This window comes from Patescibacteria group bacterium (assembly GCA_018897195.1).
Classification (GTDB): Bacteria; Patescibacteriota; Patescibacteriia; order Patescibacteriales; family UBA12075; genus JAHILH01.
Genome location: JAHILH010000001.1, coordinates 465,505 through 482,443, shown reverse-complemented (window position 1 = coordinate 482,443; position 16,939 = coordinate 465,505). Strand labels below are relative to the sequence as shown.

At 37.2% G+C, this 16,939-nt stretch carries 18 protein-coding genes and 1 tRNA gene; all 19 read left to right on the top strand.

The window, feature by feature from the left end; translation table 11 throughout:
* The first annotated feature begins 128 nt into the window (after nt 1–128).
* The 19 genes from lexA to KKD45_02245 all read left to right on the top strand — a co-directional run bounded on the left by lexA (nt 129) and on the right by KKD45_02245 (nt 16,939).
* Complete coding sequence (lexA, locus tag KKD45_02335) at nt 129–689, top strand: transcriptional repressor LexA (GenBank protein MBU4309341.1); 561 nt, start codon at nt 129–131, stop codon at nt 687–689.
* A 199-nt stretch (nt 690–888) separates the two neighbouring features.
* The gene (locus tag KKD45_02330; protein MBU4309340.1) at nt 889–2,193 is read left to right on the top strand and encodes a DNA polymerase IV; all 1,305 of its coding nucleotides are present in this window, start codon (nt 889–891) and stop codon (nt 2,191–2,193) included.
* Between the two features lie 386 nt (nt 2,194–2,579).
* Entirely contained in the window at nt 2,580–4,733 is a 2,154-nt protein-coding gene (recQ, locus tag KKD45_02325; protein MBU4309339.1) for a DNA helicase RecQ, read from the top strand.
* A gap of 108 nt (nt 4,734–4,841) precedes the next feature.
* Nucleotides 4,842–6,380, top strand: a complete 1,539-nt coding sequence (locus KKD45_02320) for an ABC transporter permease subunit (protein MBU4309338.1) — start codon at nt 4,842–4,844, stop codon at nt 6,378–6,380.
* 10 nt (nt 6,381–6,390) lie between these two features.
* The gene (locus KKD45_02315) at nt 6,391–7,488 is read left to right on the top strand and encodes an ABC transporter ATP-binding protein (protein ID MBU4309337.1); all 1,098 of its coding nucleotides are present in this window, start codon (nt 6,391–6,393) and stop codon (nt 7,486–7,488) included.
* 162 nt (nt 7,489–7,650) lie between these two features.
* Nucleotides 7,651–7,806: a 50S ribosomal protein L33 gene (gene rpmG / locus KKD45_02310; protein MBU4309336.1), complete on the top strand. Its 156-nt coding sequence runs from the start codon at nt 7,651–7,653 to the stop codon at nt 7,804–7,806.
* A 154-nt stretch (nt 7,807–7,960) separates the two neighbouring features.
* Nucleotides 7,961–8,031: transfer RNA gene (locus tag KKD45_02305), tRNA-Trp, on the top strand.
* Nucleotides 8,032–8,547: 516 nt separating this feature from the next.
* The gene (locus KKD45_02300) at nt 8,548–9,663 is read left to right on the top strand and encodes a nucleotide-binding protein (protein ID MBU4309335.1); all 1,116 of its coding nucleotides are present in this window, start codon (nt 8,548–8,550) and stop codon (nt 9,661–9,663) included.
* A gap of 294 nt (nt 9,664–9,957) precedes the next feature.
* Complete coding sequence (locus KKD45_02295) at nt 9,958–10,806, top strand: hypothetical protein (GenBank protein ID MBU4309334.1); 849 nt, start codon at nt 9,958–9,960, stop codon at nt 10,804–10,806.
* Nucleotides 10,807–10,825: 19 nt separating this feature from the next.
* On the top strand, nt 10,826–11,380 hold the full coding sequence (locus tag KKD45_02290; GenBank protein ID MBU4309333.1) for a hypothetical protein: 555 nt from the start codon (nt 10,826–10,828) through the stop codon (nt 11,378–11,380).
* A 27-nt stretch (nt 11,381–11,407) separates the two neighbouring features.
* Nucleotides 11,408–11,767, top strand: a complete 360-nt coding sequence (locus KKD45_02285) for a hypothetical protein (protein ID MBU4309332.1) — start codon at nt 11,408–11,410, stop codon at nt 11,765–11,767.
* Between the two features lie 25 nt (nt 11,768–11,792).
* Nucleotides 11,793–12,449 (top strand): Type 1 glutamine amidotransferase-like domain-containing protein, encoded by a 657-nt coding sequence (locus KKD45_02280; GenBank protein MBU4309331.1) that lies wholly within the window; start codon nt 11,793–11,795, stop codon nt 12,447–12,449.
* Between the two features lie 73 nt (nt 12,450–12,522).
* The gene (locus KKD45_02275) at nt 12,523–12,780 is read left to right on the top strand and encodes a hypothetical protein (protein MBU4309330.1); all 258 of its coding nucleotides are present in this window, start codon (nt 12,523–12,525) and stop codon (nt 12,778–12,780) included.
* A gap of 78 nt (nt 12,781–12,858) precedes the next feature.
* Nucleotides 12,859–13,221 (top strand): hypothetical protein, encoded by a 363-nt coding sequence (locus KKD45_02270; GenBank protein ID MBU4309329.1) that lies wholly within the window; start codon nt 12,859–12,861, stop codon nt 13,219–13,221.
* 30 nt (nt 13,222–13,251) lie between these two features.
* Nucleotides 13,252–13,584 (top strand): ASCH domain-containing protein, encoded by a 333-nt coding sequence (locus tag KKD45_02265; GenBank protein MBU4309328.1) that lies wholly within the window; start codon nt 13,252–13,254, stop codon nt 13,582–13,584.
* Nucleotides 13,585–13,614: 30 nt separating this feature from the next.
* Nucleotides 13,615–14,319 (top strand): peptidoglycan DD-metalloendopeptidase family protein, encoded by a 705-nt coding sequence (locus KKD45_02260; protein ID MBU4309327.1) that lies wholly within the window; start codon nt 13,615–13,617, stop codon nt 14,317–14,319.
* Between the two features lie 331 nt (nt 14,320–14,650).
* Nucleotides 14,651–15,847: a tryptophan synthase subunit beta gene (trpB, locus tag KKD45_02255; GenBank protein MBU4309326.1), complete on the top strand. Its 1,197-nt coding sequence runs from the start codon at nt 14,651–14,653 to the stop codon at nt 15,845–15,847.
* A gap of 124 nt (nt 15,848–15,971) precedes the next feature.
* Nucleotides 15,972–16,367 carry an NUDIX domain-containing protein gene (locus KKD45_02250; GenBank protein ID MBU4309325.1) on the top strand — a complete coding sequence of 132 codons (396 nt, stop codon included), beginning with the start codon at nt 15,972–15,974 and terminating at the stop codon, nt 16,365–16,367.
* A complete protein-coding gene (locus KKD45_02245; protein ID MBU4309324.1) occupies nt 16,364–16,939 on the top strand; it encodes a CYTH domain-containing protein in 576 nt (191 codons plus the stop codon). Before KKD45_02250 ends, KKD45_02245 begins: the two co-directional genes overlap by 4 nt.

The following is a 16,939-nucleotide window of genomic DNA, read 5'->3' as shown; positions in this document are numbered from 1 at the left end:
TGTATAATTTGAAAGAGCTGTTTCTTTTTTGATTTTTAAATATTAGCAGATATTTGGATTTTGTCAATCAAATAATAATAATACTTATCCACTTGACAGGTGAACGACTGTTCACCTATTATATAGACATGGATGTGAAAAACAAAATTGAAAAATTTTATAAGACAAATAGGCGGATGCCGGTGTATAGCGAGATCATGACGTTGTTGGGTTATAAGTCCAAGAACGCGGTTTTTAAGTTGGTTAATCGCTTAGTGGATGAGGGTTTTTTGAGTAAAGATAGTAAAGGGCGCTTGAGCCCAGGAAGTCTTTATGGCGCGATTAGAACTTTGGGTTATGTGGAGGCGGGCTTTCCGTCGCCGGCCGAGGAGGAGTTGGCGGACACGATTACTTTCGATGAGTATCTGGTGGGCAATCGTGAGGCGACCTATATTCTCAAGGTGCGCGGCGATTCGATGAAGGATGCGGGGATCGTTGAGGGGGACATGGTGATTGTCGAGCGAAATATCACGCCACGGAGCGGGGATATTGTCATTGCCGAAGTTGATGGCGAATGGACGATTAAATATTTTCGGAAAAAAGGCAATGTGATTTTCCTTGAACCAGCAAATAAAGATTTTCAACCGATTTATCCCAAAGAAGAATTAAAGATCTCGGCAGTGGTCAAGGCGGTGGTGCGGAAGTATTGATTAATTTTCGAATTTTCAATTTTCAATTTTCAAAACAATGATTAAATTTTCAATGAAACAATTTTCAAACAATAAATAGAATGATTATCGTGTTTGAAAATTAATAAATTGTGTCATTGAAAATTGTTTCGAAAATTGAAAATTGAAAATTAGAAAATTAAACATAAATATTTATATATACTGCTTTAAAAGGAGACATATGCCATTAAAATTGTTTGATTTCCCCAAAGCCATCCTCCACATCGACGGTGATTGTTTTTTTGCCTCTTGTGAAGTGGCCAAAAACCCAGCCTTGAGGGGTAAGCCGGTTGTTACCGGCAGTGAGAGGGGGATTGTGTCATCTTTGACCTATGAGGCCAAGGCGAGGGGCGTGAAGCGGGCGATGAGCCTTTGGGAGATGAAGAAAATCTGTCCGGATGCGATTTTCCTGCCGTCCGATTATGAGACTTATAGTCTTTTTTCGGTGCGGATGTATGAGATTGTTCGACGCTATACTTCCGATGTGGAGGAATATAGCATTGATGAATGCTTTGCTGATTTGACGGGCCTGCAACGACCCTTGAATATGTCCTACGAAAAGATTGCTGATAGTATCAAACGTGACTTGGATGCTGAATTGGGCATGACCTTCTCCATTGGTTTGGCACCGACCAAGGTCTTGGCCAAGATTGGTTCCAAGTGGAAAAAGCCATCAGGCCTGACAATTATGCCTGGTCACAATCTTCATTATTTTTTAGAAAAATTAAGCGTCGATAAAGTTTGGGGCATTGGTCAGCAAACAACGGCGTATTTAAATAAATTGGGCATACGCAGTGCCTTGGATTTTGCGCAAAAAGATTTTGACTGGGTCAAGAGTCGTTTATCCAAACCGTATTTAGAGATTTGGAAAGAATTAAACGGGGAAGTGGTCAACGATGTCGACACGGCGAAAAAATCTCTTTATCAATCAATTAGCAAGACCAAAACTTTTACGCCACCATCAAGCGACAAAGCATTTATTCTGTCGCAACTTTCCAAGAATGTTGAAAATGCTTTTATTAAAGCTCGTCGTTATAAGTTGGCTACCAAGAAATTCTTTTTTTATTTAAAAACCCAGGACTTTCAATATGCCGGTTTGGAAATAAAAATGAATCGCCAAACGGCCTCGCCCAATGACGTGATTAGTTTGATTGCCAATCGTTTTGACGAGGTCTTCAATCAGCGCCAATTATATCGCGCGTCTGGCATAGTGCTGACTGACTTGGCGGAACACAAACCGAGCCAATTAGATATCTTTGGTGAAGTGCTTAAGTCAGATAAATATTTCAAAATTTTCGGCAGCGTCGACGACATGGCGGCGCGTTATGGCAAGCATACGCTATTTCTCGGGACCAGCTGGCAGGCAATGAATTTCCGCCAGCACCAAGGCGGACGCGAAGCGAAGGCGGATCGGAAAAGTGTTTTGTTCAAAGGTGAAACAATCCGAAAACGCTTGGCGATTCCGATGTTGGGGGAGGCTTGGTGAAAATATGACTTTGAATTTATATAGCAGGAAGTGTGTCATCGTATTCTCCCTCGCCCCGCCGGGAGAGGGTCGGGGTGAGGGAGCATTGTTAAAATACTTCCTATATAATATTCTTCGCACGCTCTACCTCACCCCGACCCTCTCCTACAAAGGAGAGGGAGTTAATACCCGTCTTTTGTGTAGGTGAATAGTCATCTGATATTATAAAATTTAATCGATTGTCATTCTGGAGGGAGTCGGGACGACCGATAGAATCTTCCGATGTTTAAGATTTAAAATTCGAATATTAACACTCGTTTTTTACGTAGTCGAAGATTCTATCGCTTCGCTCCAGAATGACAATATATATTCTTTTACTTTTTACTAATTAATGTTAAAATAACCCTATGCAAACACTTCTTAAAAAATATTTCGGCTATGACGAATTTCGGCCTTTGCAGGCGGAAATTATTAATAATGTTTTAGCTAAAAAAGACGCTTTTGTGCTGATGCCGACTGGTGGTGGTAAGTCTTTGTGTTACCAATTGCCAGCTTTGAAGTTCCCCGGTGTCACTTTGGTGGTTTCGCCATTGATTGCTTTGATGAAAGACCAGGTCGATGCTTTGCAGGCTTGCGGTGTGAATGCCGAGTTTATTAATTCGACTTTATTGCCGGCTCAGATTGATCAGATTTGTGAACGGACGCAGGCGGGTGATATTAAGATTTTGTATGTAGCGCCAGAACGTTTTGGGGCGAAAGGTTTTCAGGATTTTTTAAAAACTTTAGAAATTAGTTTAATTGCGATTGACGAGGCTCATTGTATTTCTGAATGGGGTCATGACTTTCGACCGGAGTATCGCAATCTCAGCGCCTTGCGCAAGCTATTTCCTGGCGTGCCCTTGATTGCTTTGACGGCGACGGCAACGGAGAAGGTGCGTGAGGATATTGTGCGTCAGCTAAGCCTGCAAAAGGCGCAACTTTTTGTTTCCAGTTTTAATCGGGAGAATTTGCGCGTCTCTGTGGTTGAGAAAAAACAGGCTTTTGTGAAATTAGTTAACCTCTTAAATAAATATCCCAAAGAGTCAGCGATTATTTATTGCCATTCACGCAAAGAGACCGAAGACATTGCTAGTAATTTGAAATTAAATAAATTAAGTGCGCGTGCCTATCATGCCGGTCTGAGTGCGAGCGAGCGTAAATTGGTGCAGGAATTATTTATCAAAGACAAGGTGGATATTATTGTGGCGACCATTGCTTTTGGTATGGGCATTGATAAGCCCGATGTGCGCTTGGTAGTGCATTACACTTATCCAAAAACCCTCGAAGGTTATTACCAAGAAATCGGTCGTGCTGGTCGTGATGGTTTGGCAAGTGATTGCGTCATGTTTTATACCTATGCTGATACGCGTAAGCATCAGTTTTTTATCAATCAAATTGAGGACAATATTTTACGCGAACGAGCGGAGGAGAAATTAAGCGAGGTTTTGAGTTATGGTGAATTGGCTACTTGTCGCAAGAAATATTTATTAAAATATTTTGGTGAGGAAATGCAAGGGGATAATTGTGGCGCTTGCGATGTTTGTTTGACGGTGAAGGAAATGTTTGATGCGACTGTGATTGCCAAGAAGATATTATCAGCCGTGGTCAGAACGGAAAGTCGTTTTGGTAAGAATTATGTTATTGATGTGCTCATGGGTAAGAAGAGTCAAAAGATTAGAGCGAATAAGCATGAACAATTGTCTGTCTTTGGCATTGTTGATGATTTTTCCGAAGGGGAGTTGGGCCAGATTATTAATCAATTAGTCAATCTAGGTTATTTGATTAAGACGGAGGGGAAATATCCGACACTGAGCATTACCAAAAAAGCGGGGCAATTTTTGCCAAGCGATGAAGTGCTGGAAATAGTGAAACCATTAGTTGATGTTCTCGATAAAAAAGCGACTAAGAAAAAAGGCGAGCTCAAATACAATGAAGACTTATTTGAATTATTACGTGGTATTCGGCGCGAGTTGGCAGAGAAGGCCAATGTGCCGCCCTTCGTCATCTTTGGCGACACTTCTTTGCGTGAAATGGCTTATTATTTTCCCGCTGACAAAGAAGCCTTTGCGAAAATCTCTGGTGTTGGTGCCAAGAAGCTCGAAGAATATGCTGACATCTTTTTGAAAGAAATTGCTATCTTTGCGCGCACGCATAATATTCAATCAATTGAGATTGATCAGAAAAAAGTGAAAAAAAGCAGTGACGATATTGAAATCAAGGAAAGACGACCGACTTTTTATTTGAAGACCAAAGAACTTTTGGCCAAGAAAATTCCCGTTGACAAGATTGCCAAGAACCAAAAAGTCCAACCCGCGACGATTGTGAATCATATTGAAAAAATGATTGATGCTGGTGAGATAATGGATTTGAATTATTTAAAATTACCCAGCGATCGCTTTGAGGCGATGAAAAAAGCCTTCAAGAAAATCGGTGATGATAAATTGAAGCCGGTATTTGAATACTTGGATGGGAAATATGATTATGATGAATTGCGTCTGGCACGAGTATTGATTCGGGCCTAGTTAGAAAAACTACCTCACCCTAACCCTCTCCTGGCAAGGAGAGGGAATATAAACTCCCTCGCCCCGCGGGAGAGGGTCGGGGTGAGGGGGAAATTTAAAACAATATCTATGAACAATAAAAAAACAATTTTCAAAATCGGTAATCTCGGCTTTGGGTCGGCGATAGTTATTTTTTTAGCAATAATTTTCTTGCCGGCTGTCTTTATTCTTGGTCATTTTTCTTTTGGCGACGGCGCCTTTGGTCCGGATATTATCAAGGCGGTAACCTTGTCGTTTGAAATCGGCTTGATTGTGACTTTGGTAAATCTCATCTTTGGTTTACCGCTAGCTTGGTGGATGTCGCGTAGTAAATCTTGGTGGGCGAAGGTTTTGGACAATCTTATCGATCTATCCTTAGTGGTGCCAACAGCGGCCTTGGGTTTTTCAGTCTTTCTTTATTGGGGCTCTGCCAATGGTCTGGCGCGCTTATTTGGGATTGAGGGTGGTTTGATATCCAAGGGTCCACTTTTGATTATTTTACTTCATGTTGTCTTTACTCTGCCATATATGATTCGCTCGATAACGGCGGCCATTCAACAGCTTGACCCGAACTTGGAAGAAGCAGCTCTGACCTTGAGCGCTCATCCGTTCACGATTTTTCGCACTGTCTCTTTGCCTTTGTTTAAGGATGGAATTATCGTGGGCTCGGTTTTGTCGTTTACCCGCAGTATTTCCGAGACTGGCGCTACGATGATGGTGGCGGGGACTTTTATGACCGCACCAGTTTTGGTGGTGAGTTTAAAAAATGCCGGCTCAATTCCGCAGGCGGCGGGGGCGAGTATTATTTTGATTATATCATCGGTGATTATTTTATTTGTCGGTAAATTATTTTTGGGTAAAAACAGTTTGAATTTGCGAAAAGTTTATCCGAACTTTGAAAAGAAAATTATCGGGCTGAAGCCGGTGATTAATACCGTGACTTTAATCTTTTTTGCTTTGATAATCTTTTTACCAACGATATTTATTGCTTTGTATAATTTTTTAAACTTCGAGCCCTTCTTTAATAGTGTTTTCTTGAATAGTTTGGTAATAACTTTCGCTGTCGCTTTTCTCGTGACTATCTTGAACCTGCTTTTAGCCGCGCCGATTGCCTACATTATTGCCCGCAATAAATATCGCCTGGGCAAGGTGTTAGACATCTTAAATGAAGTTGTCCTCTTGGTGCCAACGAGCGCCCTGGGTCTTTCTTTAGTTTTGTTCTGGCGTAATTTTTTTGGGAATGAATTATTGATTTTAGTTCTCACGCATCTTAGCTTTTCTTTTCCCTTGCTAGTGGCGCCGGTCTCAGCGGCTATCAAGGATATTTCCGAAGCGACCGAAGAAGCGGCTTTTACCCTTGGTGCCAGTTTCCGTAAAATGTTCACCTCAATCTTATTGCCTCAAATCAAACCTGCGCTAATTGCCGGTTCAATTATGGTCTTTATGCGTAGTCTATCAGAAACGGGTGCCACTTTGGCGGTGTCGAGTAATATAAAAACTATTCCAGTTTATATCGTTGAGCTAGTGAAAGCGAATGAATTAAACCAAGCCGCCTTTGTGAGTGTGGTTTTATTCGCGCTCGCAATTGTTTTCCTAACTTTATTGAAGTATAATAAGAATAAGATGTAATAATAAAAATATGCCAAAAATTACCGTAAAAAATTTAGTAAAAAAATTCAAAGGTGCCAAGGGTGGGGAAGTCTTTGCTTTGGATCATGTTGATTTGGAAATTAGAAATGAAAAATATACCACCTTGCTTGGTCCATCCGGTTGTGGCAAGACAACTCTTTTGCGCATTATTGCCGGCTTAGAGGTGCCGACGAGCGGGAAGTTATATTTTGATAACAAGAATGTGTCCGAGTTATCGACACAAGCTCGTAATATCGGTTTTGTCTTTCAACACTTCGCTGTTTTCCCGCACATGGATGTTTGGCATAATGTAGCCTATGGTCCAACAGTCAAAGGTCTACCCCAAGAGGAGATTGATAAAATCGTGAAGGAAAATCTAGAACGCGTTGGCTTGGCGCATCGTTCAGAGGCGATGCCTAGTGAGTTATCCGGTGGTATGCGTCAGCGCTTAGGCTTAGCAAGGGCCCTAGCGTCTAGCTCTGGACTTTTATTACTAGATGAACCATTGTCAGCTCTTGATGCCAAGATTGGAACTTTCTTGCGTCATGAATTAGAAAGAATCGCTCGCGAAAATAAAATCACCGCTATTCACGTTACCCACAACCAAATAGAGGCAATGACGATGTCTGATGACATTATCTTGATGAAGAAGGGTAAGATAATCCAAATGGGTAGTCCGGAAGAGCTTTACAATCATCCCAATTCAATTTTTGCAGCTAACTTCATCGGTAAATGTAATTTTTTGAAGGTAGAAAGATTTTCCAGTACTGAGGTTGTTTTTGATGAGAAGTATATCGAGGTAGCAAAGACACCCAAGAATAAGAAATTAGTCCTCGGTGTGCGTCCGGAAAAGATTCATTTACGCACCAATGGCACCAACAATATGTTGAGTGGAAAAATCGAAGATATTGATTTTTTGGGGACAATGTATGAATATAAGGTCAATATCGGTGATGGGGTTATTTTCCGCTCCTACAAGCGAATTAAGGAGGAAAAGATCAAGGAGAGCTTTAAGGTGGGTGATCAGGTTTTTTTACTATTTTATCCAGAAGACGTTTTGCTTTTTCCAGAGCCAAAAGACCTAGAATCGGAATTGAGATTGGAATAGATAATTTTGCTTAATATTAGGTAAAAAATATCCACAAAGACACCAGTTGCCACAATAGTTGACTTTATTACAGTTTTGTAATATTATATATACAGAAATTAATATTATTTTACATACCTTAGACAGGCGTCGACGTCTGTTTATTGTTATTAAAGCGGGCATATGTCACAAGACAACATGATTAAATTTGAGTGTACTGAATGCAAAACAGTTAACTATTTCTCAAGAAAGAACAAGAAAACCTTGAAAGAGAGATTGAATCTTAGCAAATATTGCAAATATTGCAAAAAGCATACACCACACAAAGAAACTAAGTAATACACAAAGTTTTAAAAAAGTTCATAATTTGTCTTTATGAACTTTTTGTTTTATAATGGAGGAAAGACAAATAAATAAACTGAAATATAGTGGGCAATGCCAAGTTATATCTTGTTAGATAAGCGGGCCTCGCCACGCCGTAGCTTCAGCGCAGGCGGGTGTAGTATAATGGTAGTACAGGGGTCTCCAAAACCTCTAGCGTGAGTTCGATTCTTACCACCCGTGCATAATAGTTTTTAGTGCTTAGAATTTCTACATAGTTGGATATTGGTGTTTTACTAGATATTTTGTGTAGATAATTACTTTTTCAAAAACCAAGGTTTATACCCTTGGTTTTTTTGTATTTTTTGTTGATCATAATTATTTTTAATGGTCAGAATTTTTATTTGCCCACATGATTGTGATGAGAGTAGGTGGCAGAAGAGCATTTTTATCTAAACCTATTTGTGTTATTACGCAATTTGTTATAATTCTAGATGCATTTTGGGTAAGTTATATAATTATTGGATTAATAGATGACATTTTGATATTGTCTGCTATTTAGACATTTCGGGATAATAATCTGAATGCCTCTGCTAATATTAAATAAATATAGTTTATTGTTTATTATAAAAATGTCTGGAAATGTGTTTATATTTTTAATAATATAATTTATTGGCTTATATTAAATTAAATATAAATAGTTGACAAACACATTTTATCATGTATAATAGAATTATCTTATTTAATAATAAAAATAATATGAAAAAGAATGAATCAGAAACAGTAAATTTTAAAAAAGGCTATGTGAGTCAGTCTGATGTGCCAAGCTATAATATTGAAAATGCTCTTCGTATTTCGCGGGCGATTATTGATAATTACGGAGGACAGCCAACAAAACCTCTTCTTGTGGCTAAAGCAATGAATGTATCACTTTCATCTGGTCCTTTTAGGATGATGTGTGGCGCATCAATAGCTTATGGCCTAACCGTGGGGGGTTATAATGCGTCCGTAATAAGTGTTACTGATTTAGGTAGACGGGTAATAAAACCTATTGTTGAAGGAGGAGATTTGATTGCAAAAAGAGAGGCTGCTCTAATGCCAAGCGTTATCAATAAATTTCTTAACAAATACAATAATCATGCCTTGCCAACTGAGAATATTGCTTATAATGTATTAGAGGAAATGGGCATTCCGAACAAAAAGGCAAAACAAGTTTATCAAATAATTATTGAAACTTCACAATCTGTTAATTTTATTGAAAATATAAAAGGAAAGAGTTACGTATCTTTGGACGTGGCGCCGACTAGACAAGCACATATTGAGGAGGATAGTATTGTGAATGGAAGTGGGGAAAGTCTTAATATTGTTGAAAATGACAATGGTGGCGACGACAGATTTGACGATATTAATGACGGAAATATGGGAAATGCAAACAAAGATGATAGTAAGAAAAGACGCGTATTTATAACACACGGCAGAAACAAAGCATTTATAGAATCAATTAAAAAATTATTAAAATTTGGGGAACTTGAAGCTGTGGTAGCAATTGAAGAACAAACAGTTTCTGTTCCTGTACCAGATAAGGTTTTGGAGGGAATGAGAAAATGCGGAGCAGCAATTATTCACGTTGATGCCGAGGAAAAATTAATTGACGAAAATGCCAACGAAAGAGTAGTAATAAATTCCAATGTATTGATAGAAATTGGGGCTGCGATGGCTTTGTATAACAGAAGATTTGTATTGTTAGTAAAAAATGGCATTGAACTCCCTTCAAATCTACAAGGTCTATATCAAGTTAGATATGATGGAGATAATTTAGATGGTGATGTTACGATAAAATTATTAGAAGCTATTAATGACATGAAGGCGAGGTAACGCGTAATGCTGATTGGATAAAATTAATACATATGATGTTGTGATTTATTCAAAATTTATTATTAACGTGTGAATAGCGGTGGGCTGCTAATTTCAGTGATAAATATTGATATATATAAGCCCTTATTGTCCATTAAAGTCTCCTGGATAATTACTCTAGTGAGGTGATATTTGACACGAAGTGTTGGGGTATAAAAAAATTCGTTAAGTGCTCATAGAGAGACTCTGACGGAACAAAGGATGACTTATTTAAATATAAAGAATGATTTATTTGGTGTTAAAATTAATAATTAAATGAGCAAAGATTTTAATTCAAGATTTGGAATTTCCGATGATAATTTAGAAGAGTTGAAAAATCAATTTGTGAATAGGGTTAATTCACATCTTTTTAGTTGGCTTGAGAGCGATGATGGCTTTTACTGGCATAGCGATTTCGTTCTATGGATAAGTCTGAAATCTGGCAAAGCTTGGAATGAAAAATTTCACCAAAACCACGAAGGTCAATATGTCGACATGTCATTGAAAATTGTTGCGGGCAATGATTTTATCAAGACTTTGTTGTTGGTAGAGTATTGTCATGAATTTATAGATACCGGTAGGCTTCGAGAAATGGATAGGAGATATATATTCGATAATTCAAGAGTCGTCAATACCCGCAACTTTAATAGAAGAATCGAAGATGTTTTTTTAAATTCAAGTTCGGAGATTGGTATATTTTGGAAAGATGGAAATTTCTACAGAGCAGGGGCTAAAGAGCTTGATGACGCCTTAATATTGGATAATTTATTATGGTTAGATAAATATCCAGCTATTAAGATTCAGTATAATGTAGCACTTAATCATTTTAAGGACTCCTTGGGGAATTTAGCATCTCGTAAAGATGCCATTACTAATGCGTATTCTTCAATAGAGGGTTTGACCAGGCTGATTTTGAAAAATAATAAAACTTTTGAAAAAAACTCAAATGATTTGGTGGATGAAATTGGGCTTTCTAAAGAATATAAACAAATAATATATAATTACAAGCAAATTGCTCACGAATATAGCAGTAGACATTCTGGATCTAATTTTTCAAATAAAGAGGCTGAAGCTTTTATGTATCTTACTGGACTATTGATGCGTTTAATATTGTCAAAAGAATAAATCATAAATTATAAAAAATATGGGAGTCTCTTATAAAAATTTTTGGTCTTTGAATACGGATGAGGCTGTCGTTTCTGGAATATTACGAAACGAAACCAATAAGAATATTGAAGTCTTAATGCCAATGAATGCACAAATGAAAGGTGTTGATTTGGTTTTAATGAATGTGGACACCAAGAGCGCAGTAACGATCCAGGTTAAGGGTAGCAAGGCCTTTGAGCCAAAAAAGAATGAGCTTCGTAGGCATGGACATGGAAATGTGGGCTGGTTTTATCTTGAGGGAAAAACAATATTTGGTGCAACGGCTGAATTTTTCATTTTTTTAATTTATGTCATAGAAGAAGACGTTCAAATCGGGAGAAGAACATTGAGTCCTCATTCGATTGTTATTCCTACAAAAAAACTTCAAGAGCTAACTACGCAACATAAAAAGATTCATGGCAAAAGATATAGCTATTATTTTTGGATTAATCCAAAGACGAAAGAAGCCTTTGATATTAGGGATGAAGAATTTTATGTAAGTGAATATTTAGACAAGTCTGGTTTTGAAAAATTGAATTTCATATTAAAATAATTAAATTTGCAATAATTTACAAACCATATGGGAATAAAAGTTGAATACAATCCAGACCTTGCCTTGCGGAGTATTGAGGAATACAAAAAAGGCAATCGAAAAATTGAGGAGTGTCTTCCTGAAAATATGAGAGAAGGCGAGGTTTATGAATTTTTGAAAAGAGATCAAAGAAATTATTGGTTTTTCGGTGAGATTCCTTTAATTGAAACTCGCGGGAATGAAGTTTTGTCTCGTCCGCGAGCAAGCATTCTCATGCTGGAAGCGACGCATTTTGCTCAAGGCGGTGAGATGTGGACTAAGGGTAAGTATAAAGTTATGGAAGTTTTTAATGATAAGGATGTTCATTTTGAGTGTTTTGATAAAGTGGGAGAAAGAAAAGATTTTTAAAAAATTTGTGCAAATTTAACATTATATGAAACTACTTTTAACCTCAGCAGGTATTACTAATCAATCAATAGCTAACGCTTTATTTAGTTTAACCGGAAAAAAGCCAGAGGATACAACTTTGGTTTATATTCCAACAGCGTCAAACGTTGAAACTGGTGATAAGGGTTGGCTCATCGATGATTTGCTTAGCTTGAATAATCTAAATTTTAAATCGATTGAAATAACCGATATTTCAGCGGTAGATGAAAACATCTGGAGACCCAGCTTGGAACAGGCGGATGTTTTGTTTTTTGAGGGTGGAAACACTTATTATCTCATGGAGTGGCTGGATAAGTCGGGACTCGCTGAAGTATTACCAGGACTGCTCAAAGAAAAAGTTTATGTCGGGGTTAGTGCGGGCAGCATGGTTACTAATAAAGATTTGTTGCTAAAAATTTCACAAATAGTTTATGGCGAAGATTTGGACAAAGATTATGAAATGCAGGGATTAAATTTTGTTGATTTCTATTTCTTGCCACATTTGAATTCAGAATACTTTATTAATTTGCGCGAAGATTTTGTGAGAAAGGCTGTCAAGGATATGACGGAAAAAATTTATGTTATGGACGATAATTCTGCCTTGAAAGTTGTGGACGGCAAAGTCGAGGTGATTGGCGAGGGGGAGTGGTTTGAAATTAATTAGGTTTTTGAATAAATTGGTAATTAATTCAGGGTTAATTTTTGAAATTTAAATAATTAATAATTTATAAAATTATATGGATATCAAAGCAACTAAGAACAGGGACATAGTAGAAATAAATATCAAAAACTTGGGTGACGCTAAGGCGAGGGTTATGAAATCACTTGGCAAATGCCAGTCTGGAAAATGCAATTGCAAGAGCAAAGAGTATGATAAGTTGGAAAAAATGGAAATTCTGGAGGGGGACAATGGTCTGACAGTAAAGCTTTCTCCAAAGAGTGGCGAGGACTTGGATGTGAATGAAATAAACAAGTGCGCTGTAAATTTGAAATAATTTATATAATACACGAGAATAGGAGTTGATTTTCATTTTGAGTGTTTTAATAAAGTGGGCGTTAGAAAAAATTTTTATATGAAAAGTATAGATTTAAAAAAAATATTTATCCTTTTTTTGATTATTACAACTATTTTGTTATTGTCATATTTTGTGATTTTTGGGCGCGCACTCAGACAGTCAGAAAATCATATTGGTATTTTTTTAGCATTGCCAAAAGTAATCTTCAATTCTGGTGTCACACGTCTTGATGACGACACCTATCTGTCCAAAAATCCGACTAACTTTACTAAAAGCATGGAACAACAAGGATATACGTATATTGAGTCAATGGGGTCAGGACAATTTTTTGAAAAAGATGGAAAAAAATATGCCGGAATTGGTCACATGTATTCTTCATTACTCATGGTGTTTACATTTAAAATGTATGCTAATGAATAAGGATGATTAATAATTTGTAACTAAAAATTTATGATCAAAATGAAATTACAGAATGAGTCTTTCAATTTAATAAGAGATGGTCATAAAACTATTGAAGTTAGACTTAATGATGAGAAAAGAAAATTATTGCAAGTTGGAGATGTTATTGAATTTACAAATGTAAAAACTGATGAAAAAATTAAAGTTAAGGTAAGTGGCTTATTACCTTATGACACTTTTAAACAGTTATTCGATGCTCGTGATGTTTATGAATTTGGTAGTAATAGTAAGGAAGTTCTACTTGCTGATATTTATAATTTTTATAAAAAAGAAAAAGAAGATGAACATGGCGTGCTTGGTATAAAGATTGGGGTCGTTAATTAATGAAATATAATTACAAATTAATATAAAAATATGCATTCATCAAAATCATTAGAGGTAAAAAGATTATTGAAAGACATTTCTTCGGAAATCGGAGAAATCTTTCCCTTTAATCTTAACGAAAAACGTGCGACGATTTTTGATTTTTCCTGCCAAGATGAAAAGTTGGAAAAAGTGGATGTGGGCAATCCGGAAAGTTTTTCTCAGTATATCTCAGACGAAATCGGGAATCAGGATGCTAGATATGGAATCGGAAGATATGATGAGGACCGAATAATTTATCGAAAGAGTGATCTTTTTAAATCAAAAGAAGAGTCAAGAACTATTCATCTGGGAATTGATATCTGGGTTGAGGCAGGCGTGGAGATTAGTACGCCACTTGATTCGATTGTTCATAGTTTTCAGGATAATGATGCTTTTGGGGATTATGGTCCGACTTTAATCTTGGAACATTTTATTAATGGTGTTAAATTCTGGACCCTCTATGGTCATCTCTCTAGAAGTTCAATGAGTGATTGGGTTGTTGGCAAAATTTTTCACAAAGGAGATAAAGTAGGAACTATCGGAAATTATAAAGAAAATGGCGGCTGGCCATCACATCTTCATTTTGAAATTATTACCGATTTAATGGGCAAGTCTGGCGATTTTCCCGGGGTGGCAGCAAAATCGAAAAAAGAATTTTATTTAGATGTCTGTCCAGATCCAAATTTAATATTGAAAATCAGAAGTCTTACGTAGACACTAATTTTATTATAGTGAAAAAATAATTATGAAAATAGAAACGAAATATTTACAAATGACGTGAATATTGCAATTTTTAATAAGTTGTGATATAGTTCAATTATGAAGTTACAAGCATTACAAAATAACAGCTGGTGGACTGCTCAAAATATTGAGTAGATGTTTTTTGTTTTGTAATTATTAAAGACTGCTCAATATTATAGATATTGAGCAGTCTTTTTTTATTTGTCTTATGAAATATTATTTTTACAACCGAGCGACGTATTATTGGCGATGCAAATCGTAAGTTTTATAATCTCTAAAATAATTAATAATTAAGAATAAATATATGAAAAACAATTTAAAAGTATTACCAAATAAAGAAGGCTATTATGGCGAATATGGCGGACAAATTATACCGCCGGAACTAAAAACAATCTTTGATGAAATAGATGTTTCTTACAGGGAGGCGATAGAGGATGAGAGTTTTCTGGAAGAATATCAGATGCTCTTGCGTGACTATGTCGGCAGACCTTCTCCGCTTTATTATGCGAAAAATTTATCAGAAAAGCTTGGTGGAGCAAAGATATATCTAAAAAGAGAAGATCTAAATCACACTGGCGCTCATAAGATTAATCACACCCTGGGAGAGGCATTGTTGGCGAAGAGAATGGGGAAGAAAAAGTTGTTAGCTGAAACGGGAGCAGGACAGCACGGGGTGGCCCTGGCAACGGCTGCAGCTATAGTGGGAATTGATTGCGAAATCCATATGGGCGAAATAGATATCAAAAAACAACATCAAAATGTTTTGAGAATGAAATTACTAGGCGCAAAGGTGGTTAGCGTGACGAGTGGTGGAAAATGCTTGAAGGATGCGGTTGATAGTGCCTTTGAAACATTTTTGAGTGATCCGCAAAATATCTTTTTTGCCATCGGATCCGTTGTCGGTCCTCATCCGTATCCGATGATTGTTCGAGACTTTCAATCGATTATCGGGAGAGAGGCAAAAGTGCAGATTGGTGAGAAGGAGGGAGTGTTGCCGGATTATTTAATCGCCTGCGTGGGTGGCGGTTCTAATGCCATCGGCCTTTTTCATGAATTTTTGAATGATGACGTGAAGATGATTGGAGTGGAGCCTTCTGGAAAAAGCTTTAAGGACGGTGAGCATGCCGCTACTTTGACACTCGGCAAGAAAGGCGCTCTGCATGGTATGATGACTTATTTACTTCAAGATGAGAAGGGTGAGCCTTTGCCGGTCCATTCAATCGCTTCCGGTCTTGATTATCCTGGTGTCGGTCCAGTGCATGCTGATTTAAAAGACAAGGGACGTGTTGAATATGTTTGTATAAATGACAAAGAGGCGCTTGGTGCTTTTTTGGAACTTAGCAAGACAGAGGGAATAATTCCAGCCCTTGAAAGTGCCCATGCCATCGCTCATGCAATCAAGCTATCTCCAACGCTCAAAAAAGAAGAAATAATAATAGTTAACTTATCTGGTAGGGGTGATAAGGATGTTGATTATGTGGCTGAAAGATTGGAATTGTAACTAATGACAATTAGTGGACATGAAAGACTTATAGACACAAAAACTGTTCTAATCTTAGAACAGTTTTTTGTTTAGGGTGGTAGGAGATAGAACTTATGGTATAATAATGACGTAATAAAATTATATGCAAAAAAGAGTTAGAGCAGTTATTGTGCAAGATGGTAAAGTGCTTACCATAAAACGTATCAAAAACAATGAGGCATATTTTGTTTTTCCTGGTGGTGGTGTTGACGATGGTGAGGATAATAAATCAGCGTTAGTTCGGGAATGCCTTGAAGAGATAAACGTGAGCGTTTCGGTTGCTGATTTGATATTCAAGCAGGTGTTTAATCAAAATGAGGAGTTGTTTTATTTGTGCGACATAGTGAGTGGTGCTGTGGGACATGGACATGGAGAAGAATATAAAAAAATGTCTGGTAATAATTATTATGAACCGACTTGGTTGTCACTTGTTGATATTAAGGATAATGATATAAGACCTGGGGAAATAATTAATGTTTTAAATAAAATAAAAATATGAATATCGAATACGAAGCAACATATACAAATGTAGACAAAGATGAGGTGCGAGAAAAATTACAGGAAGCGGGAGCGAAGCTAGTCAAAAAAGAATTTATGCAAAAGCGCGCGGTTTTTAAATTGCCAGAAGGGAATCATATCAATGGCGGTTGGCTGCGAGTGCGAGATGAGGGCGATAGGATTACTATGAGTTTGAAAGTGGTTGATGGTAATAAAATTCATAATCAAAAAGAGACAATGTTGACGGTTGATAATTTCGAAGAGGCAAAAAAGTTTTTAGCCGGAATCGGTTGCAAAGAAAAAGCCTATCAAGAAAGTATGCGCGAATTGTGGGAATTGGATGGGGTGGATATAACAATAGACGAATGGCCTTTTTTGGAACCGTTTGTGGAGGTTGAGGGACAGTCGACGGAGCAGGTCATGAAGGTGTCAGAAAAGATTGGCTTTAATTATAACCAAGCTAAATTTTGCTCTGTCGATACTTTGTATAGCGAGAAATACAACATCAGTACAAACCGGGTAAACATGGAAACACCGCAAATTTTATTCGAAATGATTAATCCTTTTATTTGA